Source organism: Marinomonas atlantica (genome assembly GCF_001639725.1).
GTDB lineage: Bacteria > Pseudomonadota > Gammaproteobacteria > Pseudomonadales > Marinomonadaceae > Marinomonas > Marinomonas atlantica.
Window position 1 is genome coordinate 237,656 of the sequence record NZ_LTAW01000001.1, and the last position, 26,121, is coordinate 263,776.

Sequence of the window (26,121 nt, forward strand, 5' to 3'; positions counted from 1 at the left end):
CCTAATAAACGCAAAGGAAACTTCCATGAAACACGTAAAAAAATGGCCGTGGGTCGCGCTAGCCTTGTCTATGACAGTGCTAATCGGTTGTTTTGATGATGCCAATGACATCAACGCACAAGCCAATACATCGACGGACACGCAAGACGAACGTATTAAACTGGCGATGTTGCTTACGCCGAGAACGGGCTTGTCGCCATTAAGTGACGATGCGTTTAAATTCTCCCGCTGGAGTGTTGGTGAGACCTTGGTTTTGTTGGATAAGGAAGGCAACTTACAGCCCAGTTTGGCCACTCAATGGGAGCAACTCACACCGAACGATTGGCGCATTACCTTGCGTGATGATGTGATGTTTCACGACGGTACCAAGCTGGATGCGAAAGCCGTTGAAAATGCGTTGCAAGCTGCGATCAATGCATCCCCTAAACCGCGTATCTTAGATGGCGTGTCTTGGACGGTGAAAACAGACGGTGAAAATGCCGTTATCATCAGCAGTGCAGAACCCGACCCATTGTTAGCGCAGCGTTTAACCAGCCCGCAATTAACCATGTTGGCGCCGAGTGCCTATGCTGACAACGGTACGATTAACCCTGAGAGTACCGGCACAGGGCCGTTCCGTTTGGTCAAACTTAACGGTTCGAGCACTGCAACCATTGATCGATTCGATGGCTACTGGGGTGAAAAAGCCCAAGCACCGGGTATCGATGTCAGCTTTGTACCGGATGGCATCGCGCGTGCATCGGCGTTGCGTTCAGGTGAAGCCGATATTGTAGAAGCCATCCCTGTCTCGCAAGCGCCTTTGCTTGATCCCGATATGATTCGTGAAGTGCCGATGCCGCGTACCAATACGCTGTATTTGAATACGCATAATGGCGTCATGACCAACCCAGGCATGCGTGCTGCGGTGCGTGAAGCGATCAATCGTCAGCAGCTTATCGACAACGTTTACGAGTCGCGCGCAGACATCGGCGTAGGTCTGCTTGGGCCAGCACTGCCTTGGGCCGCGAAACTGCGCCAGTCCGTGGCTGATCCTGTAACACCCGCCGAGCCGAATGGCGTGACGATTACCTTAGGCACGTATACTGACCGCACAGAATTACCGGAAGTGGCGGTGTACTTAGCACAACAGCTAACGGATGCAGGCTTCACTGTGAAACAAGATGTGCGCGAATACTCGCAGATCGAAACCGATGCGTTAGCAGGTAAATTTGATGCCTTTATTTTGTCGCGTGCGACCATGTTAGACCTAGGTGATCCCGTGGCATACATGTCGAGCGATTTCACTTGTGACGGTTCGTATAACCTAGCTCAGTTGTGTGACCCTGCGATTGACCAAGCCATCAAAGCCGCTGCAGTGTTGCCCGCTGGAGAAGCCCGTCAAAAAGCCATTATGAAAGCTGAGAACCTGATCTTAGCGACTGACGCGGCGATTCCAATGTTGCATGAACGTGTGATCCAAGGTGAATCTAAGCGTGTGCGTGATGCCATTGCTGACCCACGAGAGCGTTTAATTATCTCAACTCGCACTCACTTGGTCTCACCTGAGATGACGGAATAAGCGTTAAGCACTTCTATGAAAATCCGTTTACGACATACCTTAAGCGCAGCGGGCAGGGTCTTAGACCTTGACCGCTCTGCGGCGTTTACCCTTTGCTCACGTTTGCTGTCATTAGCCGGCGTTGTGGTGTTGGTGGCGATGTTGCCTTGGTTATCAGGGCAAGACCCCGCATTGGCTTTGCTGCGGGCGCGTTTCTCCGAACAAAACCCAACCGAAGAAACCTTAAACGCCATTCGTGAATCATTAGGGCTGGATCAAGGTCCGATTGTGCTGATGTTCAATTGGCTCAAAGGTTTGTTCCATGGGGACGCGGGCGTATCATGGGTATCCGGCAAGCCTTTGCTGGGCGATATGCTGCAAGCGGCGAGCGTGTCACTAACGCTGATGGGCTTCGCGCTCGGTACGGCGTTTGTGATTGCGCTGTTGCTGTGTGTGCCCACCATTCGTCGTGGATTACGCGGTCAAGCGTATCGCAGCAGCGGAATATTGGCGGTGACATTCACGGCGTTACCTGAATTTGTGCTGGCCTCGATGCTGTTATTGCTGGGTGCAGTCTGGCTAGGGTGGTTACCGACCTATGGCTGGAAAGGTATTTCGTATGTGGTCCTACCTGCGCTGGCTTTGGCCATCCCTGCTGGGGGCTATTTAGGGCGTTTGTTGTCTGACAACATTGCCCAAGTATTCACCGAAGCGTGGGTGGCTACGTGGAGTGTCGCGGGCGTGAGCCGTTGGCATATTGTAGTGGCGGTAGTGCGTCGTGCTTTGGCGACCGTTTTGCCGATGATTGGTTTAACCGTGGTTGCTTTAACGGGCAGCGCGGTAGCCATAGAAAAGATCTTTGCGATTCCGGGTATTGGTCGTGCAACCTTAGGGGCGGCCATAGCCAAAGATGTGCCGGCGTTACAGTTGGGCATTCTATTAATGCTGCTGTTTGCCTTCTTGGTCGGCATGGTGGTCAATATTCTGAAAACCATGATTCTGGGGCGAGCATTACGTCAAGGCGCAATGCCAATCCCCAAAGAAGCAGACGTGGTAATGTCAAAAAGCACCCGCTTGCTGCCGCTGTTTTGTGTATTTGTCTTGCTGGCACTCATGCTCGCAGGGTTGCCGCGCGACCCTTACTCCGTCGAGTTTATGCGCTTGCAAGCGCCATCAATGGCACTGCCTTTCGGGGCTGATGCCATGGGGCGTGATCTCTTGGCGCGTTTGGCGCACGGCAGTTTATATACCTGTGTGTTGGCGATCTTAGTGGCGTTGGTGTGTTTGATGATTGGTTTTTTGATTGGTCAATTTCCACGCCTAATGGCGGGACCGATTGAAGTCGCCAATGCCTTGCCGCCCATATTGAGTGGTTTGCTCGTTGCAGCCGTTTATGGACCGGGATTAGTCGGCGCGTCCATTGCTGTGATCATCGTCAGTTGGGCGCCTTTGGCGGCGCATGCGGCAGCACTCACCGCCGAAGTCAAAGCGCGCCCCTACATTCAAATGCTGCCGTTGATTGGTGTCGGCATGATACGTCGTAATGCCTTCTACGTGTTCCCTGCCGTGATTAAACCGTTACTTCGTCATGCCATGCTGCGAGTGCCGGGGATTGCTCTCACACTCGCATCGCTGGGCTTCTTAGGCTTAGGGGCCATGCCACCGAGCCCAGAGTGGGGCCGTATCTTAGCCGAAGGCTTGCCGTATATTGAACGCAGCTACTGGGTCGTCTTAGCCCCTGTAAGCGCCTTGGCATTGCTATCGGTCTTGGCCGTCAGCACTGCCAGCGCATTTGGTAACCGCCGATAAGAGTATTGGCTAGCCCCTTAATCAACGTGCGAAAAACGTGCATTAAAGTAAATAGTGCTAATGAAATGAGCACTCTGTTGGAATCCCCTAGTGAGTGCGTTAACGTGAAATGCATAGGGTGTTTCGAAGGGACACAGTTTGGTTTTCATATTGGTCAAATGGATTGGCTAGAAACTGATTAAACAGGACACCAACGAACAGAGAGCATAACTTTCAAAAATGCCGCGCGACCTGAAAAGCGACAAGAGTAGGGGCAATCAATATAGGAAGGATGAACAATGGAAAATTACGTTATTGCGACCAATGCAGACTCTAAAGTAGAAGCGTTTTATATTGATGAATCCGGAACAGTGATGCACACATGGCAACTTGAGGATTCAAGTAAAACCAAGTGGTCTAAGCCGCAGCCCTTACAGGGCACGTGTAGTCATACGGGCAGCAATGAACCGCTGAAAAATGCAACGCGCGTTGAAGCGTGTACCAATCCAAATGGCCAAATCCAAGTGGTTGCCTACACCAAAGAAGGTGGAAAAGATGGCACTTACTACATCTGCTACCAAACGCCAGGTTTTTGGAACGGCTGGAATAAAATTACGCAAGAGTAATTTAGTGATCTGATTTTTTAAAAAGCCCCCTATGGTATGCGCCATGGGGCTTTTTCGTATAAACCGCGCTCACTTGTCTTTACGCCATCTTGCTAACACTTCCCTGACGAGCGGATGCCTTGCGTGTTTAGGCCTCATGCTATGACTCTTCAAGTATGAATTTGAAATTACGCGTATACTAGTCGGCCATTTACCTGTTTTAGGATCACATATATGTCGCTTCTGTTTGAAGAGCTGGACAGCCAAGAGTCGCCGTTAGGTGAGATTTCCCTGCGTAAGCGCCGTATCCCTGCTTTGGGTGATCGTGATATCTATGAAGTGAAACTGGGCGAAGAGTTTTTGATGTCGAGCATGTTTGTTGCGGCGGAAGAAGCATTATCAACGCTGGGTTTGGCGCAGGTAGAAGGCGAGCAACTAAAAGTAGTCGTGGGTGGCTTGGGCCTAGGTTACACCGCGGTTGCAGCCTTGGCCGATGAGCGCATTGCTGAGCTGTTGGTAGTGGACGCGTTAGAAACCGTGATTCATTGGCATCAACAGGAAATGGTGCCCTTAGGCAAAGTGCTTAACGCTGACCCTCGTAATCGCTATGTATTAGGCAGCTTCTTTGATTTAGCTACGTCCCCAGAGACAGGCTTTGATCCGCAGCAGGCAGGCAAGAAGTTTGACGCGATTTTGTTAGACATCGACCACTCGCCAACGGAATACCTCAACCCTGCCAACGCTGGGTTTTACACCACCACGAACTTGACCTTAATGGCAGAGCAACTGGTTGAAGACGGCGTATTCGCCATGTGGTCGCAGAACCCACCGGAAGACGACTTCATTGCGTTACTGAAAACCGTATTTGAAACCGTCGAACCCCACTTAGTACCGTTTGAAAACCCATTCCAAGGCGGCATCGCCACCAACTCGGTCTACGTCTGTAAACGGCCGATTCGATAAGCAAAAAATGCTTTGAAGACTCTATTCCATGTGTTTAATTCGCTTGCGCAATCCTCGTGCCTCGGCCACGTCAGCGCGAATTAAGCAACATGGAGTATCGCTATTTATACGTATGAGCGTGTTGCATCCGCGATCAAAGCGCAGCTTTGTTTAGTTGTACGACCTCGCTGCGCGAGGGAAACCGCATCACAACATAGACAATCTTCCTTCTAGGTTGCCAATGCTCCAGTGTCGGCGTGCATTAACGTTATTGCAGACTCTATCCCATGTATTTAATTCGCTTGCGCAATCCTCGTGCCTCGGCCACGTCAGCGCTCATTAAACAACATGGAACATCGCTAAAATGCCGCGTACAAGCGGATTGTATCCGCGATCAAAGCGGCAGCTTTGTTTAGTTGTACGACCTCGCTGCGCGAGGGAAACCGCATCGCAACCTAGACAATCTTCCCTCTAGGTTGGCAATGCACCAGTTTCGGTGCTCACTAACCTTATTGCAGACTCTATTCCATGTATTTAATTCGCTTGCGCAATCCTCGTGCCTCGGCCACGTCAGCGCTCATTAAACAACATGGAACATCGCTGAAATACCGCGTACGAGCGGATTGTATCCGCGATCATAATGACCGCTTTGTTCTATTGTAAGGCCTTGCTTTGCGAGGGTTTAATCTCAATTAGAAATAGCTTCAACAGCTCTTAGACCTCTTGTGGATAAGTTTAAAAAATTGTTTCTATATACAGTCTATTTTTGATTTATTAAATCCAAGGCACACTTTTATGATCTGAATGCCGTTCAGCTTCGCGGTTTGTCATGGAAGCGTTAAGGAAACTGTATTAAGATCAATAATTAAACAATGTTGCAGCCAGAATAGCGTGCTGTGGAAAACTGTTATAACGCGCATGCTCGAATTTGTGTTTTTAGTTGTTACTGGGTAAGCCTGAAAAATGTTTTTAAAACAAATCGTTAGAACATTTTCTCTGAGCTATCCAATACCGTGTAAACGCGCATGCGCACTATTAAAATGTTAGCATTCAGTGTTATACAGATAAGTAAGGAATATAAATGAATTTGGAAGAAGTAAACTTTGGTAATCAAGTTGCTGAGAATGAAGCAAATGCTCTATCTACATATTTCGTTGAAACACAGGCTTGGAAGAAATTATTTAATGGTGAGGTTGATGTCATATTCGGTAGTAAAGGTGCAGGAAAAAGTGCCTTATATACTTTGTTACTGAATAAAAGTAATAGTTTATATGAAAGGGATGTTTTTCTTATATCCGCAGAGAAGCCAACAGGTAAAACAGTTTTTTCTGATATGTCTAGTGAGCCTCCTACTCAAGAAAATGAATTCATTACACTTTGGAAAGTATATTTTTGTCAGCTCATCGTTAATTGGCTTATAGAAAATAAAATGTGTGAAGGATCTGCTAAGGTAGTCGCAGATAAGCTTGTTGACGCTGGATTGATTGAGGAAAAAAACACAATTAAGAGATTGTTAGCTAGCGCAAAGAAATTTGCTAAACAACTAACTCGTGTTGAAGGTATTGAAGGAGGTTTAGGGTTAGAAGGAGGTGTTTCGGGGAAGATTACATTTCATACTCCTGATCAAGAATTAAAGACCAAGGGATATAGCTCTGTTGATGAAATTTTGGATACACTGAATGAATATCTTAGTGAAATCGGGAAGGTAGGGTGGATTCTATGTGACCGACTAGATGTGGCGTTTGACCAAAGTATTGAATTAGAAAAAAATGCTTTGAGAGCCCTTTTTAAGGTTTATAGAGACCTAGAGGAGTATGAATCAATTTTCCTTAAAATATTTTTGAGAGATGATATTTGGAATAGAATTACTCAGGAGGGATTTAGGGAGGCGAGCCATATTAATAGAGATATAACAATATCATGGAACAGCAGGAATCTTTTGAATTTGATCGTAAGTAGAGCCCTGCAAAACACTATTTTGCTCGAACAATATAATGTAGATAGTAAAGATATATTGGCGGACTATGATAAGCAAAAAGATTTTTATTATAAAATGTTTCCGAAACAGGTTGACGTAGGAGAAAGACAATCTGAAACTTTCGAATGGGTTCTAAGTAGGATTAGAGATGGTTTAAATAGCGCACCACCTAGAGAGTTGATTCACTATTATAACGAAATGATATCGCAAGAAATAAACGAACAAGATATTGCAAACAATAATGTAGAAGAGCCAAATATTATAAGTAAAGTCGCAATAAAAAATGCAGCTTATGAGGTATCTAAAACACGGATTTTAAGAACACTTTTTGCAGAGTACCCTGAATTTAAAGATGATATCCTTGCATTTGAAAATAAAAAAGCGGAACACAATGTTGAAACGCTATGCACTGTTTGGGGAGTGGATACTAATATGGCCCTCATAAAAGCAAATAAGCTTTCAGAGTTAGGTTTTTTTGAACTGAAAACTGCCAAAAATGAAAAAGTATATAAAATTCCTTTTATCTATAGGTTTTACCTGAATGTTACACAGGGAAAAGCGTACTAAAATGCTAACAAGGCCATGAAGTCGGATTCGTTACAGTTAGCTCGTTTCGCTTCGCTCTATTATAGCTAACTGTTACTCACCGCTTATGGCGGCGTTAACTCCCCAAAGGGCGATCATGCAACCAAGTGATTTAAGGGTGTTTATCCCGAGTAAGGATTACGAAGAATCCCAATCTTTCTACAAGGCGTTGGGGTTTCAAATGGAGCCTGCCAGCGATGATTTAACGATTTTTAGCAAGGGCCCTTGTACATTCTTTTTGCAAAGATTTTTCAATGAGGAGTTGGCAAAAAATCTGATGCTTCAGCTTATCGTGTCAGATATTCAAGAGGCATTTGATGTGATATCTAAGATAAGGGACATTGATATCAGGTTTGGGCCAATCAAATCGGAGCCTTGGGGAAAGGTCATTTATCTTTGGGGGCCATCAGGGGAGTTGTGGCATGTCACTGAGTTTAGCAGTTAACAAGTCAATTATGTCACGTTGAACGTTGATGGGATGGCAAGAACATGAAGAAGTTAGCCGATGATATTTGGATTTTTGATGGCGAGTCTGTGCCGTTTTTTGGGTTGCCTTATTCCACGCGGATGACGGTGGTTAGGTTGTCTAGTGGCGATCTTTGGGTTCACAGTCCGATCAAGTTGTCGGCGTCCATTATGGCGCAGGTGGACAGTTTGGGCGGCGTTAAATATTTGATCGCGCCGAATCAATTGCACCATTTGTTCTTGCCTGAATGGATGGCGGCTTACCCTGATGCAGAGGTTTATGGCACAGATGGGGTAATGAAAAAACGCAGTGATTTGTCTTTTCATGCGCCGCTGAATAATTCACAACGTTATGCTTGGGATTCAGACATTGAGCATGAGTTGTTTACTGGCTCGCCATTGATGGAAGAGTGTGTGTTTTATCATCAAGGCTCAGGTACGTTGATTGTGACGGACTTGGTAGAGAACTTCTCGGGTAATGAGTTTAACGGCTGCCAACGTGTGGTGGCAAAAGGTGCGGGTATCTTAGCACCGAATGGCAAGACACCTTTGGATTGGCGTTTGAGTTTTATCTTTGGCAAGGCGAAAGCCCGAAAGCACCTTAATAAAGTGTTGTCTTGGAACCCGCAAAGGTTGGTAATGGCTCATGGGGAAATTGTCAGCGAAGAGACGGACAGGTTCTTACAAAGGTCGTTCAAATGGTTACTGTAGCAAGCCCTTGAATAATCCCTGCCAGCCTCGCGTTTGGCCCTTATTTTTTAATATACGTCTTGCTGCAAAAACGCTGAAATATCGTGGTACATGTTATCGTGAAGTGCAGGGCGTGTGCTTTCCCCATCTCGGCATACGATGCTGTCTCCTGGTGACTCTTCTTCCAAAATGGCTTCTGCACCTTCTTTGCAGAGTTGCATAAAGCTAAAGTGCAGTGCCTCGCTGTAGGTTTTGTAGCGACGTTTTAAAAGCGGAATGTGCTCGGCCAAAAAGCCGGTTTCCAGCTTCTCATCTAAGTCACCGATATCAATGCCGGCAGACAGTAGTAACGCTGGCGTTGAGAGGGCTTTTAAGCTGTCGGTCGATAGTCCTCGTGCGAGACCAAGGTCCAGTGAGACGACTTTTTGAATACGAGAGTCCTGTAAATTCGATGCGTCTGAAGGCGCTTTTTGTGTCAGGTCCATCTCGTCAATGACGGCTGCGATTCTAGGGTTAGGGTAGCGGTTGTATTGCGCTAACAGCTGCACTGGGTCGGTCTGAGCGCCTGCAAGTAACATAACCGTCCAACCACCTAGGGAATGTCCAATGGCACTGATGCGGTGCTGATCAATAGCGTCTTGCCAAGTGGGGCTCGCCAGCAGCCAATCTAATGTGCGGGTGAGGTCTCGTGGTCGTTGCCACCATTGCTGTGCCGCTTCTTTGTCATGGCTATAAAAGGTGGTTCCGATGTGGTCGACGCCAGCCACGATGTAGCCATCTTGTACTAAACGCGTTGCTAACCAGTTTAAATTACGCCAACTACCACGGTAGCCATGGGAGAGCAGTACCAGCGGAAAGTGTCCAGCTTGTGGTGTGGCTTCTTGTATGACTGATGTACCAAGGAAGACGCTGTTTTCAGCCACTTGCGTGACAGGCGATTGATCTGCGGTTGGATACCAGAGGGTTACTGGCACAGGGCGGTCAGACTCTTTGCCAATCTGAGTTTGAGTAAAGCCCACTTGATAAGACGGGCTGTTGGCAGACACTTCCATAGCAAACAAGAAACTGATCAGGATTAAAAGGTATTTCATCGCGGGTGACTCCTTAGTGTTAACATGGTAAGTAGCCTCAACTATGAGTGAAACACAGCATGGGTGCGTCCTAAGACCGTACTTAGGACGTCCTAAAACTCGATATAGGACATTAAAACGGTGCTAAATCATGATGATCGTAATTCTTTTAAGCACGATTGAGTCGCATTGGTTAGGCATCAAGTAAAAAAATGTCTAATGGCCCCAGCTGCTTGTGAGAGCCTTGGAACTAGGCGCGAATTAGCCTAAATTGTCCATCATGGTGTTTCAAAGAGCGAAGCGTGTATTGTTTAAAAAGCGCTTACGTCGAACAGATTAGGTGCTTATGTATGAGCATCACTTATGGCTGAGGAATTATTATGAATAATAAAATTATCGGGATTATATTGATCGCAGTTGGCGCGGCTTTGGCTCTATGGGGATACAATGTTTATGACGCTGCAGGGTCACAAATTGATCGAGCTTTGAGCGGCGATACACCTATTGAGGCTTGGCTAGGCATGGTCGGCGGTGCTGTTTGTGTCGGTATTGGCTTGTTAAGAATCAAGTAAGTCGACTGCTCGTTAGAGTCAGTTGAAACAACATTTTTTCTGACTCTAACGTAGCTAAACGCAGGCTTGGCTTATGCAGTGATTAAGCATCGTTGTAATCTAACCCTGTCGCAAGCTGGTCAAAGACAAAGCGCACTCGCGGGTTAGTTCGCAGCTCTCGGTGGCTGACTAACCAGATCGGCAATTCAAGTAAAGGTTGAGCAGTCCGGCGCGCGGCTTTAAACCCAAGGCTGTTGCCAATGTCTGTTGGCAGAATGACCAAACAGTTGCCTTGACGAGCAAGCGCCACATGTAGCCATTGAAAGCCAGTAGTTACTTGAAAGTTCTCAACACCCACTGACCAGCCACGCCGATTCAAAATTTCAATCACTTCTTCTTGTTGATCAAAGCCAATAATTTGTACATTTTTATAGTCCGTTTGCTCCAGTTGTGACACGTATTCTTGTGTGCCAAATACGTCAATCGGTTCCATTGCCAGTTTGCGAGTAATCAAGTCAGCCTGTTCGGGACGTTTATTGCGGATAGCGATGTCGGCTTCATGTGTTTTGAGGTTGGCCATTGCATTGGACACTTTAATGTTCAATTGTAGCTCGGGTGCTTGTTCACGAATGCGTTTCACAATGGGAGGGATTCGAAAAGCCGCATCCAGTTCACTGACCGCCAAGGTGATGGAGCCATGCAAACTTTCTGATTGACCTTTTGCGTTCAGTGAAATTTGCGTCGCCGCCTCTTGCATGACCTCGATATAACGAATTAATTGATGGCCTGCTTCTGTTACCTGAATCCCGCGGCCCATGCGTTCGAATAAGGTGAGCCCGAGCTGAGCTTCCAGCGAACTCATTTGTCGGCTTAGAGTAGACTGGCTGAGATCGTGTGCGTCGGCTGCAGCGGTCAATGAACCCATGTTGGCAACAGTCAGGAACACACGCGCGTGATTCCAATCAAAAGCGTTTTTATCCATCCGTTAATGCATACCTTCTAGTTTTTTTTGCCATGTATCTTTCATTTTTGCATTCGTATAGTGAGCAAATCATAACCAAGAGACAAGTAATTCGATATGAAAATTTTTATTGCAGGTTTGACTGGTGCTACGGGTAGGCTGCTTGCGTCTCAACTGCTTGCAAATGGACATACGGTATTTGGTTTTGCTCGTGATCCAAATACTTTACCTGTCAATATTCGCTTCCATTGGAATATGAGAATTCAGCGGGGTAGCTTGCTGGATATACCTGATAAGGAATTACACGCAGTACTAAATGAAGTTGAGGGTATTGCATGTTGCTTGGGCCATAACCTAACGCGACAAGGTATTTGGGGGCAGCCGCGAACGCTGGTTCGAGACGCCGTGCAGCGATTGGTTGAATTAACCCAGCACAAACCGATGCGTTTGGTGTTGATGAGCAGTAATGGTGTCATCAATATCCATAACAATGAGCAATTTAAACGAGTGGATCGTGCTGTGATTTCGATATTGCGTAAAATCTTACCGCCCCATAAAGACAATGAATTGGCGGCGGCATTGTTGCAAAACCAAACCTACTCGAATTTGGAATGGTGCATTGTCCGCCCTGATAACTTGGTTGATCATGATGACGTGACTGACTATAAGGCCTTTGCCTCACCGCAGTTAGGTGTAATTACAGATACTGGTCAAACAAGCCGAATTAACGTGGCACACTTTATGAGCACGTTGCTGACAGACGAAGTAACGTGGGAGAACTGGCGAGGCCAATGGCCAGTGTTGTATAACGCCGCTGACTTACATGAAAAATGCGTTTCATTTTCATCGTTTTAGTTTGATGTAGAGGCGCTTTTGAAGGGTTGGTTTTGTTCGTCATCTCGGACATTATGAGGGTAATAAAGCAAACTTTTAGAGCAAATGGGGGCAAAGTGAAAAATCAGAGTACGTTGTTTTTTTTCTGTGGAAAAATGGGGGCGGGGAAATCGACCAAAGCCAAGGTCATTGCGGCAGATAACCATTCCGTTCTCGTGTCAGAAGACGAATGGCTAGCAGCCCATTACCCCATGCAAATTCAAACATTTGAGGACTATATTAAGTACTCAAATCTCATCAAACCGTTTGTTAAAAAGCACATTCAAAGTCTACTCAGCCTCGGTGTAAATGTAGTCATGGATTTTCCTGCCAATACAGTGAAGCAAAGGGCATGGTTTGTATCCCTTTGTCACGAAGTGAATTGCAGCCACGAACTTTGGTTTTTAGACGTTACGGATGAGCAATGTTTGTCTCAGATCGGACAGCGTCGTATTGAATCCCCAGAACGAGCGCAGTTTGATACTGAAACTGTTTTTCATCATGTAACACAATACTTCCAGCCACCAACCGCTGATGAAGGGTTAACAATAAAGTGAGTCGCTCAAAGCGCTTGTTAACCTTGCTGGACTTGTTGCGTCAAAGCCGTCGTCCGATAACTGCACGCCAATTAGCACAACAGCTTAATGTCAGCGTACGCAGTATTTACCGCGATATTGCGACCCTGCAAGAGCAAGGAGCACAAATAGAAGGGGAAGCTGGTGTCGGCTATCAAATGGCACCGGGTTTTTGGTTACCGCCACTAAATTTCACGTCACAAGAATTAGAGGCATTGGTATTAGGCATGCGCTGGGTCACCCGACAAGCGGACCCTGAGTTGGCACACAGTGCGGCGTCTTGTTTGGGCAAAGTGTTGTCTGAGTTGCCGGACGATTTAGCCGATGAGGTGACGCACAACACGCTATTAGTTGGCCCTACTGCATCTCTGGCGGACGATACTAATGTGGCGCGTTTGCGTGCCGCACTGCAAGCTGAATTCAAAATTGAGTTTCAGTATCAAGATCAAACAGGGCGTAGTACCCAGCGGGTAGTGTGGCCGATGGCGCTGGGTTACTTTCAAACCGTGCTGATGTTGATTGCTTGGTGTGAGGCGCGCGAAGACTTCCGCCATTTTCGTGTGGATCGATTATACGATTTAGTTGTTCAAGGTCAGGTGCGTTACCCAACGGCTCGGCGCACGCTGATGAATCAATGGTACGAGCAACAACAGATCCCTAAACCGCTGCCGTTTTAAGCAAAACCCTGCTGACAGAAACTGACGCACAGGCGTTTTATGCTGTACTTCTTCTCAATACAGAATGGAGTATTAATATGATGTTAAATGGCTTTGTGCTTTATGTCGCATCTCTTTCCCAAAGTGTCGCGCTATACAGCGAGATTCTCGAACAGTCGCCCACCAGACAGTCCGATGATTTTGCGTTGTTTGTCACGCCCGCAGGGCAATCCTTGCGTTTGTGGCAACAAGATAAAGTTATCCCCACGACCAACGCCTCGGCCGGTGGCGCTGAAGTCGTCTTAAACATCGACAGTCTAGATGAGCTGCAAGCACAATGGTGTCGTTGGCAGTCACTTGGTTTGCAGCCGATCCAACCCATTGAAACCTTGAGCTTTGGCGAGACTTTCATGATGACTGATCCCGATGGTCATCGCTTACGTTTGATGAGACTGTCTGTATGAGCGCGCGGTTCTGGGTTGCCGTCGCCAGTGCTGATCATGTCGCCATCGGTGTGGCGCAAGGCTTTATGCAAGTGTGCCATGGCAAAGCAGGGCCGTTAAAGCGCTTAAACGCAGGGGATTGGGTGGCGTATTACTCGCCCACTCAAACACTTGGTGGAAAAGACAAACTACAAGCGTTTACCGCCATTGGACAGATCAAACTGGGTGAACCCTATCAAGTAGAGATAACGCCTGAATTTAAACCTTATCGACGAGATGTAGCATGGTCTCAGGTTGGTCGGTTGCCCATCCGGCCATTATTACCAAATTTGTCTTTCTCAAAATCGACCCCTAACTGGGGATACCAGCTTCGCTTTGGCTTGTTTGAAGTCACTCGTGATGATTTGAAACACATCTATCAAGGCCTCGCAGTGACGTCGTCGCTTTTGTAGACCTCGCTGCCGAGGGAAAGTAGCTCTGTTAAAGAGTTGCCTCAGCCCGCCTCTAGTACCGCTCTATTCCATGTATTTAATTCGCTTGCGCCAAGTCTCATGCTTCGACGCGTCAGCGCAAGTTAAACAATACGAAATATCGTTAATAAGCCGAGTCAGACAAACCTTGTATCGCTGGATCCAAGGTGGTCAATTCGCTTATGCGATATCAGGTTTTTGGCCTTATCTGCTTTAAAGAATGCGCGACTTAAATTCATGTTCATAGGCATGTTGAAGCGTTTGCATTAAGTTGGTCGTTAATTGTAGGTCGAGTGCTTTTTCTGGGATGGTCAATAGGAGGTCATTGAATTACTATAAGGAATGGTTATTTAATGCTCGTAAATTGAGCAACGGATATTTTGTTCATAGGGATGTTATGAAGATAAGTGGATTTTTGACTAAAAGCTTGTTCAGTTTTTTATGTCTGCTTCTATCCAGTATGACAGGTATGTTGTACGGGCAAGATATCTTAACGGCTGATGAACGACTTTGGCTGGATCAACAATCCGTTATTCGCTTTGCACCCGCCCCCAATTTTCCCCCGGTTGAATTCTTTAATGAAGATAACGAATATCAAGGTATTACGGCTGACTTTATTAAAATAATCGATCAACAACTCAACTTGGGACAGAAGCTAGAGATCGTCCAGCTTGAGGATTGGGGTGAAGTAATGTCTGAAGGGCGCTCGCGTGGAATAGATATGTGGGGCGCTGCTGAGAAAACTGTATCACGTAGTCAATATATGCAGTTTACCGAGCCTTATATACGCTTGCCAGCGGTGATTATTGTACGCCAAGAGTATACCGGTGACGGAATAGAGGCGCTTGTAGGCAAAAAAGTCGTAGGTATCGAAAATTACGCATCCTATGAACATTTGCAAGAGAACTACCCGCAACTCAATGCGTTAGGTGTACCGGATATAGAGGCAGGGCTGCGGATGGTCTCTTATGGGGCGGCTGATGCGATCGTCGCTAACAACGCAGCGGCTATTTACTATATTGAAAAAAATGGTCTGACAAATCTTAAAGTAATCGGGGAGTCGGGCTTTGAATGGAATTTACGCTTCGCGGTAAGAGATGACTGGGCACCGTTGTTGTCTATTATGCAAAAAAGCCTAGACAGTATTACCGCGTTGCAGAAACGAGATATATATCGTTATTGGATTAATTTAGATTCTTCAGATGGCTGGAAATTCACGAAGGATTATATGTTAATCGCCATGGCTGGCGCTCTGGTGCTTATTTTATTGGTCCTATTTGGCTGGGGGTGGCGAAAAAGATCTGCAGTGAAAATGCAGCTGCTGACTCAGCGAATTGAAGAGCAAAAAAAGAGAGAAGAAGAGCTAAAAAATCTCGCGACGACCGATGAGTTAACCGGTACCTATAATCGCCGTGCTATTTTGGAAATCGCACATACTGATTATCAAAAGTGCCTTGATGAAGGGCAGCTCTTTAGTGTGTTGCTGATTGATATTGATCACTTTAAGCAAGTGAATGATCAATACGGTCATGAGGTTGGAGATCGGGTAATCAGAGCTGTTGTAAACGTCTGTCGTGAGGTGTTGAAGGCCAAAAATATTGGTCATATCGGTCGTATTGGTGGCGAGGAGTTTGTGATTCTCCTTCCTATGATTGACGATATGGACGCACACTCTGTAGCAGAGCAACTAAGGGAGCGTGTTGAAAATGAGCCTATCCAATGTGTCGATAATGCTTTGCATTGCGTAACAATCAGTGTCGGTTTGGCGTCCCTGGAGCGCTCTGAAAAGTTTGATGAATTGCTAAATAGGGCGGATATAGCTATGTATCAGGCTAAGAAAGCAGGCCGTAACCGTGTGGCAATTTCGCGAGAGCTTGTCGCTGGCTAGTCATTGCTTTTCAGGCTCTATCTCATGTATTTAATTCGCTTGCGCAATCCTCGTACCTCGACCACGTCAGCGTGAGTTAAACACATGGCATATCCTTATCACGGCATTGATGTATCGGTGATGCCAATCGCACAACTTATCTACTACAAGCGCATTTTAGGTCGTGTGGTGGATCTATGCGATATCAAAGAGTTAGAGTGTTTATATAGTGAACACATTTTTAATGTGGCGTGAACCCTAAGGCAATGACAATGAACAAAGCGGTGCAAGAACGGTTTGATGAGTACCCTGAAGATGCTCGGTTGTGTCTGGAAGCATTGCGCAGTTATATCTATGAATTGGCTGATACGCTGACTCTTGGGCAGGTCGAAGAGTCTTTAAAATGGGGTGAGCCGAGCTACCGTGTGAAATCAGGCAGCCCGATTCGTATGGATTGGAAAGCAACATCGCCACAGCATTACTGTTTGTTCTTTCATTGCCAAACCAAGTTGGTCGACACGTTTCGCGCGTTACACGGCGATGAGCTGGTATTTGAAGGTAATCGGGCCATTGTCTTAGACGTACGGCAACCGATCCCTGAATTCGCGATCAAGCATTGCTTAGAGCTGGCTTTAACCTATCACCAGCGAAAGCATTTACCTCTTTTGGGGGCCTAGAAGAGCTTCAAAAAAGCCCTTCAATATTGCCTTGTTCATTGAGGCGAATGCGATTAGCGGCGGGTTCTCGTGGTAGTCCCGGCATGGTCATGATGTCTCCGCAAACGACGACGACAAAACCTGCTCCTGCGGACAGATGGACTTCTCGAATCGGTACAACATGTCCACAGGGCGCACCTTTTAACGAAGGGTCGGTGGAGAAGCTGTATTGTGTTTTGGCGATGCAGACGGGCAAATGACCGTAACCTGACTCCTCCAACATTTTAAGGTGGTCGCGTGTTTTTTGGTCGGCAGTAATGTCGTCGGCGCGATATAGACGTGTAGCAAGCGTGTGGACTTTGTTCCATAAGCTCAGGTCGTTATCATAGAGAGGCTGGCAGTTAGACTCTTCTGTTTGGGTTACATGCACGACTTGCTGAGCGAGGGCTTCGGTGCCTGCGCCGCCGTCAGACCAGTGTGAGCAAATCTCAGCTCTTACGCCATGGGATTTGGCAATGTCTCGGATCAGTTCTAGCTCCGCATCAGAGTCGGTGGTGAAGCGGTTGATGGCGACCAGTACAGGCACGTCAAACTGCTTCATATTCTCAATGTGTCGAATCAGGTTATCGCAACCAGATCGAACGGCGTCGATGTTTTCCGTATCGAGCGCTTCTTTGTTGACGCCACCGTGCATTTTTAAGGCTCTTACTGTGGCGACAATGATAGCCACATCAGGGTTTAAGCCTGCACTGCGACACTTAATGTCGATGAACTTCTCTGCGCCGAGGTCGGCACCAAAACCAGCTTCGGTGACCACATAATCGGACAATTTCAATGCGGCCCGAGTGGCAATCACCGAATTACAGCCATGGGCAATATTAGCGAATGGGCCGCCGTGAACGAAGGCTGGGTTGTGCTCGAGGGTTTGTACTAGGTTGGGCGCTAGGGCCTCTTTTAACAATACCGACATCGGGCCGGGGGCTTTAAGCTCTTTGGCCGTAATAGGGGTTTCGTCGCGACGGTAGCCGACGACGATGTTACCCAAGCGCTGCTCTAAGTCTTTTAAGTCACGAGCAAGGCAGAAGATCGCCATGACTTCTGATGCCACGGTAATATCAAAACCATCTTGGCGTGGGAAGCCATTATTGGGTCCGCCCAGTGCGCAGGTGATTTGACGTAAGGCACGGTCGTTCATGTCCATGACGCGTCGCCAAACAATGCGACGCTGGTCGAATTCTAGCTCGTTTCCCCAATGTATATGATTGTCGATTAACGCCGAAAGTAGGTTGTGCGCGGTGCTGATAGCATGAAAGTCGCCAGTAAAATGAAGGTTGATGTCTTCCATCGGAACAACCTGCGCATAGCCACCGCCAGCCGCGCCGCCTTTCATACCAAAACAAGGGCCAAGACTTGGTTCGCGCAAGCACGCTGAGGCATTATGGCCTAGCCGGTTGAGTGCGTCGGTTAGCCCTACCGTCGTGGTCGTTTTGCCTTCGCCTGCGGGGGTGGGGGTAATGCCCGTTACCAGAATGAGTTTGCCATCAGGCTTGTGTTCGAGTGTTTTTAGGTAGGCTAGGTCGACTTTGGCTTTGTGGTGTCCAAATGGCTGTAAAGCGCTTTCTGGAATGCCAAGCTTTTCGGCAATGTGCCGGATCGGCTGTAATGACGCTGCTTGAGCGATGTCGATGTCATTCATAGTGCTCACCTCTACGGCTAAACCAACTGGAAAAGATAACGGGTCAACGTTAGCTGGAAATAAAAGTATTAGTGTAGTGCATCGAAAAGAAGCTCGCCTACTTGGTAGATCAATGAGTTAGTGCTTAGTTGGGCGAGATAAAGGAAAGGGGCGAATCGCCCCTTTATAAGCGTGCTTTAAGGTGTTTCTTTCGCTTGGATGTACAGTTCACCTACTTGCAAATTCACCACTTCGACAAGAGTACCTTTGGCGATGGGGTCGTTGGTGATTAAGCGCCATTCAATGCCAGAGAAGCGATAAGTCACTTGTTTATCAGGCGCAACGTCTTCGGGCAGTACAAAGCTGTGTCCGATTAAGTCGCTGCTGACGGTGGAGTGCTCTGGGGTTTGTTGTGCCCGTTTCATAATGGGCCACAGTACGATGCCCGTTAACAGAGTGTAGACCGTGGTAGCGATCAGAGCCCATTGCCACGTGGTTGGGATCCACTCCATGTACATCGACAGGGAGGTCAACAAAAGTGCCAGCCCTGCAAACAAGAGTACAAAAGTACTGATTCCCAATACCATGACTTCCACAGCGAGTAGCACTAGCCCTAAGACAGCGAGTGCTTGAACGAGGTGAGAGGTAATAAAATCCATTACGCGTGCTTATTCAGTTGGCTGATAATAGAGGTGGCTTGAGCAACAAGAGAGCCAGCGTCCGTTGAGCTATCCGGTAGGATGACCATAGACGACTCTTTCGCAATTGCGTGCTTGGCTTCAATCGCTTTCGTAGCCAAGTCTAGCTGAATGGCTTTTTGTCCGCTTTCCGTATTCGCAGATTCACCGACCGTACGTAGGGCTTCGGCTTGTGCATTGGCAACAGCGATGATGGCTTTGGCTTCACCTTCGGCACGCAAAACCTGCTCTTCTTTATCGGCTTCAGCGGATAAAACGACTGATTGTTTTTGACCTTCTGCTCGGTTGATCGCCGCTTGGCGGTCACCTTCAGATTCTAAGATCTGGGCACGTTTCACACGTTCCGCTTTCATTTGGGCTTCCATCGCTTCCATGACAGATTGTGGTGGAATGATGTCTTTGATCTCGTAACGCAGTACCTGGATACCCCACGGGCCGGCTGCTTCGTTGATGGCCGCGACAATATTGGTGTTCAGTGCATCACGCTCTTCAAAAGTCTTATCCAGCTCCATTTTACCCAATTCAGAACGCATGGTTGTTTGAGACAGTTGAGTGACGGCAAAAACATAGTCATCGACACCATAAGTCGCTTTGTACGGATCAAGTACACGAAAGTACAACACGCCATCGACATGCAGGGAGATGTTGTCCTTGGTGATCGCACCTTGTTTCGGCACATCCACGGCTTGCTCTTTCAACGAACGATCCGCGCCGACACGATCAATAAACGGGATTAAAAAGTTCAAGCCCGCTTCTTTAGTGGAACGGAACTTACCAAAGCGTTCAATTAAGTAAGCTCGGTTTTGCGGTACAAAAATAATAGAAGATTTAAGCAGTATTAGAGCAAAAATTAGCAGTGCGACGGGCACTGTAAATAAGTTATCAATGAGAGTCTCGATCATATCCATGGCGTTGGGTCTTTCCTAGTAGGTCAATAAATAAACAGTCCGAGTTTACTGTGCTTGTTAGGGCAAAGATACCATTTAATTGGTCAATGAAATGCAGCTTAATAGTAAGTCAATAGACTGAAACGTGTTCGGTATTGGTGCATGGTATAGCGATTGTGCTTTAAGGGTTGGCGTTCATATAATTGACTTATTGGTCAACTAGTTAAGCTAGTGTTAGTTATATTTTGAGGTAATAGTTTGAATACTTGGGACTTTCGTCTCATCAAAGTCATTTAAAGAAACTTTTGTTTCATATTGGCACAGGTGTTGCAAACTTCGTTTCATATTCTCTATAAATGAAGCGAGGAAGTCTGACAATGAAAGCTCTTAAAAAACTGCTTGGTAAAACCTTAATCGCAACTGCTTGTGTGGCTGCGGCAATGACGGCAACCGCCGATGTGCTAAGTGATATTAAATCTCGTGATGAAATTCGAATTGCTGTACCGCAAGACTTTCCTCCGTTTGGCTCCGTTGGTGCTGATCTAAAGCCCCAAGGCATTGATGTTGATATGGCGCATTACATTGCTGATCAAATGGGCGTGGACTTAAAGATTGTGCCGGTTACTAGCGCAAACCGTATTCCGTATTTGCAAACCAGTAAGGTTGATCTGGTTATTTCAAGTTTGGGCAAAAACCCTGAGCGTCAGAAAGCGATTGATTTTTCGACACCGTATGCGCCGTTCTTTCTCGGTGTGTTTGGTGAGAAAAGTGTCTCAGTAGGAGAGCTTCAAGATCTATCAGGCAAAACGGTCGGTGTCACGCGAGGCTCGGTAGAAGACTTAGAGCTAGAAAAAAATGCCCCGACTAGCGTCAATATTCAGCGTTTCGAAGATAACAACACCACACTTACCGCTTACCTAACAGGTCAGGTTAACTTGATTGCGACGGGTAATTTGGTGGCAACGGAAATTGCGAAACGCAAACCAGCTCGAGCGCCAGAAGCGAAGTTTATGCTAAAAGACTCGCCGTGTTACATCGGTATGGCGAAGGGGGAAGCTGCGCTGCAAAGCGAAGTGAACGCCATCATTGCGAAAGCATTAGCCGAGGGTAAGCTCAATGACATTTCAATGAAATGGCTAAAAGCGCCGTTACCAGCAGGCTTTGGTGTGTAAGGCGTAGGCTATGCTGAATTTTTCGGACTTATTGCCGTATACCGATGTGTTTCTTGGTGGTCTGTTGACCACCATCGAGCTCACCGTGTTGACGACTTTTTTAGGGGTGATGGTGGGCACGCTGTGTGCGTCGATCCGTCAATATGGAAGCAAGGCTAGCCGTCGAGTTGTAGCGGCTTACGTGGAATTGATTCGTAATACCCCCTTTATTGTGCAGTTGTTTTTTATCTTCTTCGGTTTGCCATCGATCGGCTTTTTATTGACGCCATGGCAAGCCAGCATCATTGCGTTAACGATTAATTTAGGTGCCTACAGTACTGAGATCATTCGTGCTGGGTTGAGCAACATCCCTAAAGGGCAATGGGAAGCAGCTAAGGTGTTGGGGATGAACTTTCGCCAAACTCTGATGCGCGTGGTTTTCACGCCAGCGTTTGAAAAGATTTATCCAGCGTTAACCAGTCAATGCATCATCGTAATGTTGGGCTCGGCAGTGTTATCACAAATTTCGGTTCAAGATTTAACCTATGCCGCCAATTTAGTTCAGTCGCGCAATTTCCGCGCTTTTGAAAGCTATGTCATAACGGCGTTGATGTATTTAGGTTTGGCTATGTTAATGCGCTATGCCTTTAGCTTAATCGGCAAGCGTGTGTTTGCGTATCGGGAGGTCCGATGATTGAGTTTTCGAACTGGGACATTGTACGCAATTTGTTGTTTGCGACTCAGTGGACAGTATTGCTCTCGCTGGCGGCATTTGTGTGCGGATCCAGTGTGGCTTTATGTTTGAGCGCGATTCGCTTGACTCGCAATCCGGTTATGGTGCGTTTTGTTAAGGTCTACATTGAGCTGTTTCAAGGCACGCCGTTGTTGATGCAGATGTTCTTGTGCTTCTTTGGCTTATCCATGATGGGTTATGAAATTTCAGCATGGGGCGCCGCTATTCTGTCACTGACGCTCTTTACCAGTGCTTTTTTAGTTGAGATCTGGCGTGGTTGTATCGACACCTTACCAAAAGGGCAATGGGAAGCCAGCCGAGTATTAGGCATGAATTTTTTGCAGACGCTACGGTTCATCATTTTGCCACAAGCGATGCGTGTGGCTTTTGCTCCGACAGTCGGCTTTTCTGTGCAAGTGGTTAAGGGCACGGCACTTGCGTCGGTTATTGGTTTTGTTGAGTTAACCAAGGCGGGCACTATGTTGAATAACGCAACCTTTGAACCGTTTAAAGTCTTTATTTTCGTGGCGCTGATCTATTTTGCTTTGTGTTATCCGCTGTCACTGTTCAGCCAGTTTTTGGAGAAGAAATACCATGTCGCTCGTTAAGCTTGATCAAGTCCATAAATACTATGGCGACTTTCATGTACTCAAAGGCATCGATTTAAACATTAAGGCTGGCGAAGTCGTGTCGATCATTGGCAGAAGCGGCTCTGGCAAAAGCACACTGCTACGTTGCATTAATGGTCTTGAAGAATATCAGCAAGGTGGGATTTCGGTAGACGATAAAGAGGTGACATCAGAAGACATTCAAGTACGTCGTTTGGCGTTGAGCGTTGGTATGATCTTCCAGAATTTTAATTTGTTTCCGCATCTAACAGTCGGCGAAAACATTATGCTTGCGCCGACCATTGTGTTGAAAAAGTCAAAGCGCGACGCTGAAGTGATCGCTAAGGCAATGCTAGAAAAAGTGGGGCTTGGGGATAAGTTTGACAGTTATCCAGAGAAATTGTCCGGCGGACAGCAGCAACGTGTGGCGATTGCTCGAGCGTTGGCAATGAACCCTAAGGTATTGTTATGTGATGAAATTACGTCAGCATTAGACCCTGAATTAGTGGGCGAAGTACTGAAAGTGTTGGAGCAGCTGGCCGCAGAAGGAATGACGTTGGTGTTGGTAACCCATGAAATGAACTTTGCACGCGATGTGGGCGATCGAGTGGTGTTTATGCATCAAGGCAAAGTATGGGAACAGGGTGATTCGAAAACACTCTTATCAGAACCTCAGACAGAAGAACTGAAACAGTTTATCGGGGCGGTATTGTAGGTAAAGTGCCAGTATAGCAACAGGATTATCACCATACTGGACTTGACGGTTAGCTCAATGGATCGCTTCGAGAGTTATTAATTATCTAAAGACACGACTAGAAAGTCAGTTTTAATACTCTTAACGAGCAAAGTAGGTCATATACATATAATTAGTTCAAGATCATCAATACGCTGAGAGTTAGCATGAAAACCGCAATGATCCCATCCAAAACCCGCCACGCGTTGGGGTTGTTAAACACCGGACGCAGTAGCCGAGCACCGTAGCCTAGTGCCACAAACCAGACGATACTCGCGCAGCAGGCTCCAATGCCAAAAACAATCTGCCCGACGCCAGGGTAATGAGTCGACAAGCTGCCGAGCAAAACCATGGTGTCGAGATAAACATGTGGGTTAAGAAACGTGAACGCCAAACAGGTTAATACAGCCACTTTTAGTGAAGCTCCTGCACCTGATTGGCTGGCTTGAAGGGCGCCAGCGCCAGTCCAGGCACGGTATGCGGCTTGCAGTCCGTACACAGCAAGAAACACTGCGCCTCCAAGTTGAAGTAGATGAATGGCTTTTGGCCATTCGTTGACGATGTAGCCAATGCCCGCAACGCCGGCACTGATGAGTAAAATGTCGCTCAAGGATGTGATCGCTACGATCACGCCAACATGTCTACGTAGTAAACCTTGACGTAAAACAAACGCATTTTGTGATCCAATCGCAATGATCAAGCCTGCTCCAGTGGTGAATCCTGCTAATAGTGCTGTGAGTAGCATCAAGACTTTCCTATGAGGTGATAAGTAGGGTGAATCATGGTGTGCAACGTTAAATTAGTAAATTTAATTTTTCTGAGTATGATTAAGATAAATTAATCTGGGGTGATGATGAGTTTATTGCATCCACAATTGGCAGCGTTTGCTGCCATCATAGAAGAAGCCAGTTTTGACGGTGCGGCTAAACGCTTGGCAGTGACACCATCGGCAATCTCTCAGCGAGTCAAAGCGTTAGAGGATCGTCTCGGACAGGTCTTGATCGTACGTCAGCCGCCTTGTCGACCAACTGAAGCAGGGCAGATCTTGTTGCGTAAGGTTCAGCCGATGTTGGTACTGGAAGCTGAAGCCTTTTCAGATTTTCAGTTGGATCAACCCGCTGAGACAGCCATACGTCGCCTCAAAATTGCGGTCAATGATGACTCTCTAGAGACTTGGGTGTTGCCAGCTTTAGCCGCCTTAACTCATGATTTTGGTTACTTATTTGATGTGATTGTCGACGATCAAGATCATTCGTTAAGTTTATTGCGAGATGGCTCTGCGGTAGGAGCTGTGACGTCAGAGGCTAAGGCGATACAGGGCTGTGATATTCATTCACTCGGGACTATGCGATACCATGCGATTGCTTCATCTGCTTATCAAACGCGGTACTTTGCCAACGGTCTGACAGCTAAGGCGTTTCAGCAAGCTCCGATGCTGGTGTTTAATCGTAAGGACACTTTGCAAAGCCGCTTCATGGCGCAATTTACCGATCAGCCACTGTCGCCCCCAACACACTACTTACCAACCTCGAAAGGGTTTGTCGAGGCAGCGGCGTTAGGGTTGGGATGGTGTATGGTTCCGGAATGCATGATTCAGTCAGCGTTGGCAGAACAACGAGTTGTGTTGTTAGACAGCCGCGTCACTGTGGATGTGCCTTTGTATTGGCAGCATACCTCAGTGCGCTCCGCTGTCTTGAGTAATCTAACTCGTGTCTTTATCGCTCAAGCAAAGAGTGCGATGGGATAGGCGATTGCCAAATCTAGTTCTAAAGTATGGCGTTTACTGAGTTTAGCCAAACCTGTTGCTGCCACTGTTCGAACTTTACTTCCTTGGGGATTGAGGCATTAGCAGGGCTGGTTGAAGGTAAAATGACGAGTTCATACGCTGCAAAGAAGACTGGGTTATTTTTTAGTAAGTGGCGTTTGAAGGATTGATAAGCTTTTTGTCCGTTGAAGCAAAGCTTTGAAATGTTTGGGTACTGTGAAAGCAAACCGAGCAGATCGTTGGCCCGCTCGCTACCCGCGACAATCTTTGAGTCTAAGCTGCCTTGCCGCTCACAGTGTTGTAATACGTCCCATAACGCAACCTTAAAGCGTTTCAACATGGCTACGCGTTCTGCGTAAGCGCCTGGTACAGGCTGGTCTAATACCGCAGCTGGGATTTTCCAGAACAGATTGTAAGGGTGTGCGTAATACTGTTGCTCGTCCAGAGATGCTTGGCCTGGCATAGAGCCGAGCACCAATGTGGTTGCTTGTTCATCCACTATTGGCGCGAAACTTTTCAATAAGGGGTTAGAGGGCTTCATTTGGGTTTTCAATATCGAATAAATAAGCCCACTCTTGATCTCGTCCCATGGCATCGACCATTTGAACTTTCAGCACCCACTGCATGCGCTCATCGGTACATAAGGGCACGACGACTTGGTTTTGCCATGTATTATCTGGCAATTTTCTCAGTGGGTATTCGTAAACACCTAAGTACATGTCTCGACCTTCAAGTACGAGCTTCACGGCTTGAGCATTTTGAACTGCTTTTGGTAATTCCAATGTCGTATTAATACGGCGATTAAGGCGTATACCGTCTTCAAATTGGATGGTTGCACCGTTAAAGCGTTTCGGTGTTTCCTGTAAATAGCACGCACCAGTGTCTAAATTACAAGGTCCTAATGCCTCTGGAAGCGGGTCTTCCGAGTGAATCATTTTAACGATGGCTGCTACACCAAACACAGACACAAATGCGCCAGCGTAAAACAGCAGCTCAACTTTGCTGAAAAATTTCATAAGTCAGAGTTTCTTTAATCGAATTTTTAGTCTGTTACGTATTTTACCCTGTAACAGACCATATGAGCATTGAAGAGTTCGCGTTGCACTGGAAATTCTTTTTATGATGAGGTGCAAACGGCGGCTAATGGATTTCGGTAGGT

At 46.9% G+C, this 26,121-nt stretch carries 29 protein-coding genes; 21 read left to right on the forward strand and 8 right to left on the reverse strand.

Annotated elements, in window-relative coordinates; translation table 11 throughout:
• Positions 1-25 precede the first annotated feature (25 nt).
• From AYW75_RS01135 to AYW75_RS01165, 7 genes are all read left to right on the forward strand, one after another.
• Complete coding sequence (locus AYW75_RS01135) at positions 26-1,558, forward strand: ABC transporter substrate-binding protein (protein ID WP_067094177.1); 1,533 nt, start codon at positions 26-28, stop codon at positions 1,556-1,558.
• A 15-nt stretch (positions 1,559-1,573) separates the two neighbouring features.
• Positions 1,574-3,346, forward strand: coding sequence for an ABC transporter permease subunit (locus AYW75_RS01140; protein WP_082856333.1), 1,773 nt, complete (start codon positions 1,574-1,576; stop codon positions 3,344-3,346).
• A 278-nt stretch (positions 3,347-3,624) separates the two neighbouring features.
• Positions 3,625-3,951, forward strand: a complete 327-nt coding sequence (locus tag AYW75_RS01145) for a hypothetical protein (protein ID WP_067094180.1) — start codon at positions 3,625-3,627, stop codon at positions 3,949-3,951.
• Positions 3,952-4,164: 213 nt separating this feature from the next.
• Entirely contained in the window at positions 4,165-4,893 is a 729-nt protein-coding gene (locus AYW75_RS01150; RefSeq protein ID WP_067094183.1) for a spermidine synthase family protein, read from the forward strand.
• A gap of 1,060 nt (positions 4,894-5,953) precedes the next feature.
• Positions 5,954-7,417, forward strand: coding sequence for a P-loop ATPase, Sll1717 family (locus AYW75_RS01155; RefSeq protein WP_067094186.1), 1,464 nt, complete (start codon positions 5,954-5,956; stop codon positions 7,415-7,417).
• Positions 7,418-7,532: 115 nt separating this feature from the next.
• Complete coding sequence (locus tag AYW75_RS01160; RefSeq protein WP_067094189.1) at positions 7,533-7,880, forward strand: VOC family protein; 348 nt, start codon at positions 7,533-7,535, stop codon at positions 7,878-7,880.
• A 44-nt stretch (positions 7,881-7,924) separates the two neighbouring features.
• Positions 7,925-8,611 (forward strand): DUF4336 domain-containing protein, encoded by a 687-nt coding sequence (locus tag AYW75_RS01165; RefSeq protein WP_067094192.1) that lies wholly within the window; start codon positions 7,925-7,927, stop codon positions 8,609-8,611.
• A 47-nt stretch (positions 8,612-8,658) separates the two neighbouring features.
• Here AYW75_RS01165 and AYW75_RS01170 read toward each other — a convergent pair whose 3' ends face one another.
• Positions 8,659-9,681: an alpha/beta hydrolase family protein gene (locus AYW75_RS01170; protein ID WP_067094195.1), complete on the reverse strand. Its 1,023-nt coding sequence runs from the start codon at positions 9,679-9,681 to the stop codon at positions 8,659-8,661.
• A gap of 359 nt (positions 9,682-10,040) precedes the next feature.
• Between AYW75_RS01170 and AYW75_RS01175 the strand changes: the two genes are divergently transcribed.
• Positions 10,041-10,232, forward strand: a complete 192-nt coding sequence (locus AYW75_RS01175; protein WP_067094198.1) for a DUF3185 family protein — start codon at positions 10,041-10,043, stop codon at positions 10,230-10,232.
• An 82-nt stretch (positions 10,233-10,314) separates the two neighbouring features.
• Here the strand turns inward: AYW75_RS01175 and AYW75_RS01180 are convergent, their stop codons facing one another.
• Positions 10,315-11,193, reverse strand: coding sequence for a LysR family transcriptional regulator (locus tag AYW75_RS01180; RefSeq protein ID WP_067094201.1), 879 nt, complete (start codon positions 11,191-11,193; stop codon positions 10,315-10,317).
• Between the two features lie 96 nt (positions 11,194-11,289).
• Here AYW75_RS01180 and AYW75_RS01185 point away from each other — a divergent pair, with 96 nt between their 5' ends.
• The 8 genes from AYW75_RS01185 to AYW75_RS01215 all read left to right on the forward strand — a co-directional run bounded on the left by AYW75_RS01185 (position 11,290) and on the right by AYW75_RS01215 (position 16,733).
• Positions 11,290-12,027: an NAD(P)-dependent oxidoreductase gene (locus AYW75_RS01185; protein ID WP_067094204.1), complete on the forward strand. Its 738-nt coding sequence runs from the start codon at positions 11,290-11,292 to the stop codon at positions 12,025-12,027.
• 95 nt (positions 12,028-12,122) lie between these two features.
• Positions 12,123-12,602 (forward strand): AAA family ATPase, encoded by a 480-nt coding sequence (locus tag AYW75_RS01190; RefSeq protein ID WP_231886122.1) that lies wholly within the window; start codon positions 12,123-12,125, stop codon positions 12,600-12,602.
• Positions 12,599-13,297, forward strand: a complete 699-nt coding sequence (locus tag AYW75_RS01195) for a helix-turn-helix transcriptional regulator (protein WP_067094207.1) — start codon at positions 12,599-12,601, stop codon at positions 13,295-13,297. The genes AYW75_RS01190 and AYW75_RS01195 overlap by 4 nt, the downstream gene beginning before the upstream one ends.
• Positions 13,298-13,374: 77 nt before the next feature.
• Positions 13,375-13,740: a VOC family protein gene (locus AYW75_RS01200; protein WP_067094210.1), complete on the forward strand. Its 366-nt coding sequence runs from the start codon at positions 13,375-13,377 to the stop codon at positions 13,738-13,740.
• Complete coding sequence (locus AYW75_RS01205) at positions 13,737-14,171, forward strand: EVE domain-containing protein (RefSeq protein WP_067094213.1); 435 nt, start codon at positions 13,737-13,739, stop codon at positions 14,169-14,171. The genes AYW75_RS01200 and AYW75_RS01205 overlap by 4 nt, the downstream gene beginning before the upstream one ends.
• Positions 14,172-14,586: 415 nt before the next feature.
• Positions 14,587-16,077, forward strand: a complete 1,491-nt coding sequence (locus AYW75_RS01210; protein WP_067094216.1) for a transporter substrate-binding domain-containing diguanylate cyclase — start codon at positions 14,587-14,589, stop codon at positions 16,075-16,077.
• An 84-nt stretch (positions 16,078-16,161) separates the two neighbouring features.
• Entirely contained in the window at positions 16,162-16,311 is a 150-nt protein-coding gene (locus AYW75_RS18730; protein WP_156490789.1) for a hypothetical protein, read from the forward strand.
• 17 nt (positions 16,312-16,328) lie between these two features.
• A complete protein-coding gene (locus tag AYW75_RS01215) occupies positions 16,329-16,733 on the forward strand; it encodes a DUF1801 domain-containing protein (RefSeq protein WP_067094219.1) in 405 nt (134 codons plus the stop codon).
• A gap of 7 nt (positions 16,734-16,740) precedes the next feature.
• Here the strand turns inward: AYW75_RS01215 and AYW75_RS01220 are convergent, their stop codons facing one another.
• The 3 genes from AYW75_RS01220 to AYW75_RS01230 form a co-directional block, all read right to left on the reverse strand.
• Positions 16,741-18,408, reverse strand: coding sequence for a formate--tetrahydrofolate ligase (locus AYW75_RS01220; RefSeq protein ID WP_067094222.1), 1,668 nt, complete (start codon positions 18,406-18,408; stop codon positions 16,741-16,743).
• Between the two features lie 176 nt (positions 18,409-18,584).
• Complete coding sequence (locus AYW75_RS01225; RefSeq protein ID WP_067094225.1) at positions 18,585-19,046, reverse strand: NfeD family protein; 462 nt, start codon at positions 19,044-19,046, stop codon at positions 18,585-18,587.
• Positions 19,046-19,993, reverse strand: a complete 948-nt coding sequence (locus AYW75_RS01230) for an SPFH domain-containing protein (RefSeq protein WP_067094228.1) — start codon at positions 19,991-19,993, stop codon at positions 19,046-19,048. The genes AYW75_RS01225 and AYW75_RS01230 overlap by 1 nt, the downstream gene beginning before the upstream one ends.
• 356 nt (positions 19,994-20,349) lie before the next feature.
• Here AYW75_RS01230 and AYW75_RS01235 point away from each other — a divergent pair, with 356 nt between their 5' ends.
• The 4 genes from AYW75_RS01235 to AYW75_RS01250 are packed head-to-tail and all read left to right on the forward strand — an operon-like array spanning position 20,350 to position 23,179.
• Positions 20,350-21,144 (forward strand): transporter substrate-binding domain-containing protein, encoded by a 795-nt coding sequence (locus tag AYW75_RS01235; RefSeq protein WP_067038586.1) that lies wholly within the window; start codon positions 20,350-20,352, stop codon positions 21,142-21,144.
• Between the two features lie 10 nt (positions 21,145-21,154).
• On the forward strand, positions 21,155-21,817 hold the full coding sequence (locus tag AYW75_RS01240) for an amino acid ABC transporter permease (RefSeq protein ID WP_067094231.1): 663 nt from the start codon (positions 21,155-21,157) through the stop codon (positions 21,815-21,817).
• On the forward strand, positions 21,814-22,464 hold the full coding sequence (locus tag AYW75_RS01245) for an amino acid ABC transporter permease (protein WP_067094233.1): 651 nt from the start codon (positions 21,814-21,816) through the stop codon (positions 22,462-22,464). Before AYW75_RS01240 ends, AYW75_RS01245 begins: the two co-directional genes overlap by 4 nt.
• Positions 22,451-23,179, forward strand: a complete 729-nt coding sequence (locus AYW75_RS01250; RefSeq protein WP_067094236.1) for an amino acid ABC transporter ATP-binding protein — start codon at positions 22,451-22,453, stop codon at positions 23,177-23,179. Before AYW75_RS01245 ends, AYW75_RS01250 begins: the two co-directional genes overlap by 14 nt.
• Before the next feature lie 151 nt (positions 23,180-23,330).
• Here the strand turns inward: AYW75_RS01250 and AYW75_RS01255 are convergent, their stop codons facing one another.
• Complete coding sequence (locus AYW75_RS01255; RefSeq protein WP_067094239.1) at positions 23,331-23,942, reverse strand: LysE/ArgO family amino acid transporter; 612 nt, start codon at positions 23,940-23,942, stop codon at positions 23,331-23,333.
• A 108-nt stretch (positions 23,943-24,050) separates the two neighbouring features.
• Between AYW75_RS01255 and AYW75_RS01260 the strand changes: the two genes are divergently transcribed.
• A complete protein-coding gene (locus AYW75_RS01260) occupies positions 24,051-24,944 on the forward strand; it encodes a LysR family transcriptional regulator ArgP (protein WP_067094242.1) in 894 nt (297 codons plus the stop codon).
• A 19-nt stretch (positions 24,945-24,963) separates the two neighbouring features.
• Here the strand turns inward: AYW75_RS01260 and AYW75_RS01265 are convergent, their stop codons facing one another.
• Positions 24,964-25,503, reverse strand: coding sequence for a DNA-deoxyinosine glycosylase (locus tag AYW75_RS01265; protein ID WP_067094245.1), 540 nt, complete (start codon positions 25,501-25,503; stop codon positions 24,964-24,966).
• Entirely contained in the window at positions 25,490-25,978 is a 489-nt protein-coding gene (locus AYW75_RS01270) for a hypothetical protein (RefSeq protein WP_067094248.1), read from the reverse strand. Before AYW75_RS01270 ends, AYW75_RS01265 begins: the two co-directional genes overlap by 14 nt.
• Between the last annotated feature and the right edge of the window lie 143 nt (positions 25,979-26,121).

Excerpts from the sequence above, each read along its gene's own strand:
- AYW75_RS01135 (WP_067094177.1), top strand. The coding sequence starts at position 26 with ATGAAACACGTAAAAAAATGGCCGTGGGTCGCGCTAGCCTTGTCTATG.
- AYW75_RS01140 (WP_082856333.1), top strand. The coding sequence starts at position 1,574 with ATGAAAATCCGTTTACGACATACCTTAAGCGCAGCGGGCAGGGTCTTA.
- AYW75_RS01145 (WP_067094180.1), top strand. The coding sequence starts at position 3,625 with ATGGAAAATTACGTTATTGCGACCAATGCAGACTCTAAAGTAGAAGCG.
- AYW75_RS01150 (WP_067094183.1), top strand. The coding sequence starts at position 4,165 with ATGTCGCTTCTGTTTGAAGAGCTGGACAGCCAAGAGTCGCCGTTAGGT.
- AYW75_RS01155 (WP_067094186.1), top strand. The coding sequence starts at position 5,954 with ATGAATTTGGAAGAAGTAAACTTTGGTAATCAAGTTGCTGAGAATGAA.
- AYW75_RS01160 (WP_067094189.1), top strand. The coding sequence starts at position 7,533 with ATGCAACCAAGTGATTTAAGGGTGTTTATCCCGAGTAAGGATTACGAA.
- AYW75_RS01165 (WP_067094192.1), top strand. The coding sequence starts at position 7,925 with ATGAAGAAGTTAGCCGATGATATTTGGATTTTTGATGGCGAGTCTGTG.
- AYW75_RS01170 (WP_067094195.1), bottom strand. The coding sequence starts at position 9,681 with ATGAAATACCTTTTAATCCTGATCAGTTTCTTGTTTGCTATGGAAGTG.
- AYW75_RS01175 (WP_067094198.1), top strand. The coding sequence starts at position 10,041 with ATGAATAATAAAATTATCGGGATTATATTGATCGCAGTTGGCGCGGCT.
- AYW75_RS01180 (WP_067094201.1), bottom strand. The coding sequence starts at position 11,193 with ATGGATAAAAACGCTTTTGATTGGAATCACGCGCGTGTGTTCCTGACT.
- AYW75_RS01185 (WP_067094204.1), top strand. The coding sequence starts at position 11,290 with ATGAAAATTTTTATTGCAGGTTTGACTGGTGCTACGGGTAGGCTGCTT.
- AYW75_RS01200 (WP_067094210.1), top strand. The coding sequence starts at position 13,375 with ATGATGTTAAATGGCTTTGTGCTTTATGTCGCATCTCTTTCCCAAAGT.
- AYW75_RS01205 (WP_067094213.1), top strand. The coding sequence starts at position 13,737 with ATGAGCGCGCGGTTCTGGGTTGCCGTCGCCAGTGCTGATCATGTCGCC.
- AYW75_RS01210 (WP_067094216.1), top strand. The coding sequence starts at position 14,587 with ATGAAGATAAGTGGATTTTTGACTAAAAGCTTGTTCAGTTTTTTATGT.
- AYW75_RS18730 (WP_156490789.1), top strand. The coding sequence starts at position 16,162 with ATGGCATATCCTTATCACGGCATTGATGTATCGGTGATGCCAATCGCA.
- AYW75_RS01215 (WP_067094219.1), top strand. The coding sequence starts at position 16,329 with ATGAACAAAGCGGTGCAAGAACGGTTTGATGAGTACCCTGAAGATGCT.
- AYW75_RS01220 (WP_067094222.1), bottom strand. The coding sequence starts at position 18,408 with ATGAATGACATCGACATCGCTCAAGCAGCGTCATTACAGCCGATCCGG.
- AYW75_RS01225 (WP_067094225.1), bottom strand. The coding sequence starts at position 19,046 with ATGGATTTTATTACCTCTCACCTCGTTCAAGCACTCGCTGTCTTAGGG.
- AYW75_RS01230 (WP_067094228.1), bottom strand. The coding sequence starts at position 19,993 with ATGGATATGATCGAGACTCTCATTGATAACTTATTTACAGTGCCCGTC.
- AYW75_RS01235 (WP_067038586.1), top strand. The coding sequence starts at position 20,350 with ATGAAAGCTCTTAAAAAACTGCTTGGTAAAACCTTAATCGCAACTGCT.
- AYW75_RS01240 (WP_067094231.1), top strand. The coding sequence starts at position 21,155 with ATGCTGAATTTTTCGGACTTATTGCCGTATACCGATGTGTTTCTTGGT.
- AYW75_RS01245 (WP_067094233.1), top strand. The coding sequence starts at position 21,814 with ATGATTGAGTTTTCGAACTGGGACATTGTACGCAATTTGTTGTTTGCG.
- AYW75_RS01250 (WP_067094236.1), top strand. The coding sequence starts at position 22,451 with ATGTCGCTCGTTAAGCTTGATCAAGTCCATAAATACTATGGCGACTTT.
- AYW75_RS01255 (WP_067094239.1), bottom strand. The coding sequence starts at position 23,942 with ATGCTACTCACAGCACTATTAGCAGGATTCACCACTGGAGCAGGCTTG.
- AYW75_RS01260 (WP_067094242.1), top strand. The coding sequence starts at position 24,051 with ATGAGTTTATTGCATCCACAATTGGCAGCGTTTGCTGCCATCATAGAA.
- AYW75_RS01265 (WP_067094245.1), bottom strand. The coding sequence starts at position 25,503 with ATGAAGCCCTCTAACCCCTTATTGAAAAGTTTCGCGCCAATAGTGGAT.
- AYW75_RS01270 (WP_067094248.1), bottom strand. The coding sequence starts at position 25,978 with ATGAAATTTTTCAGCAAAGTTGAGCTGCTGTTTTACGCTGGCGCATTT.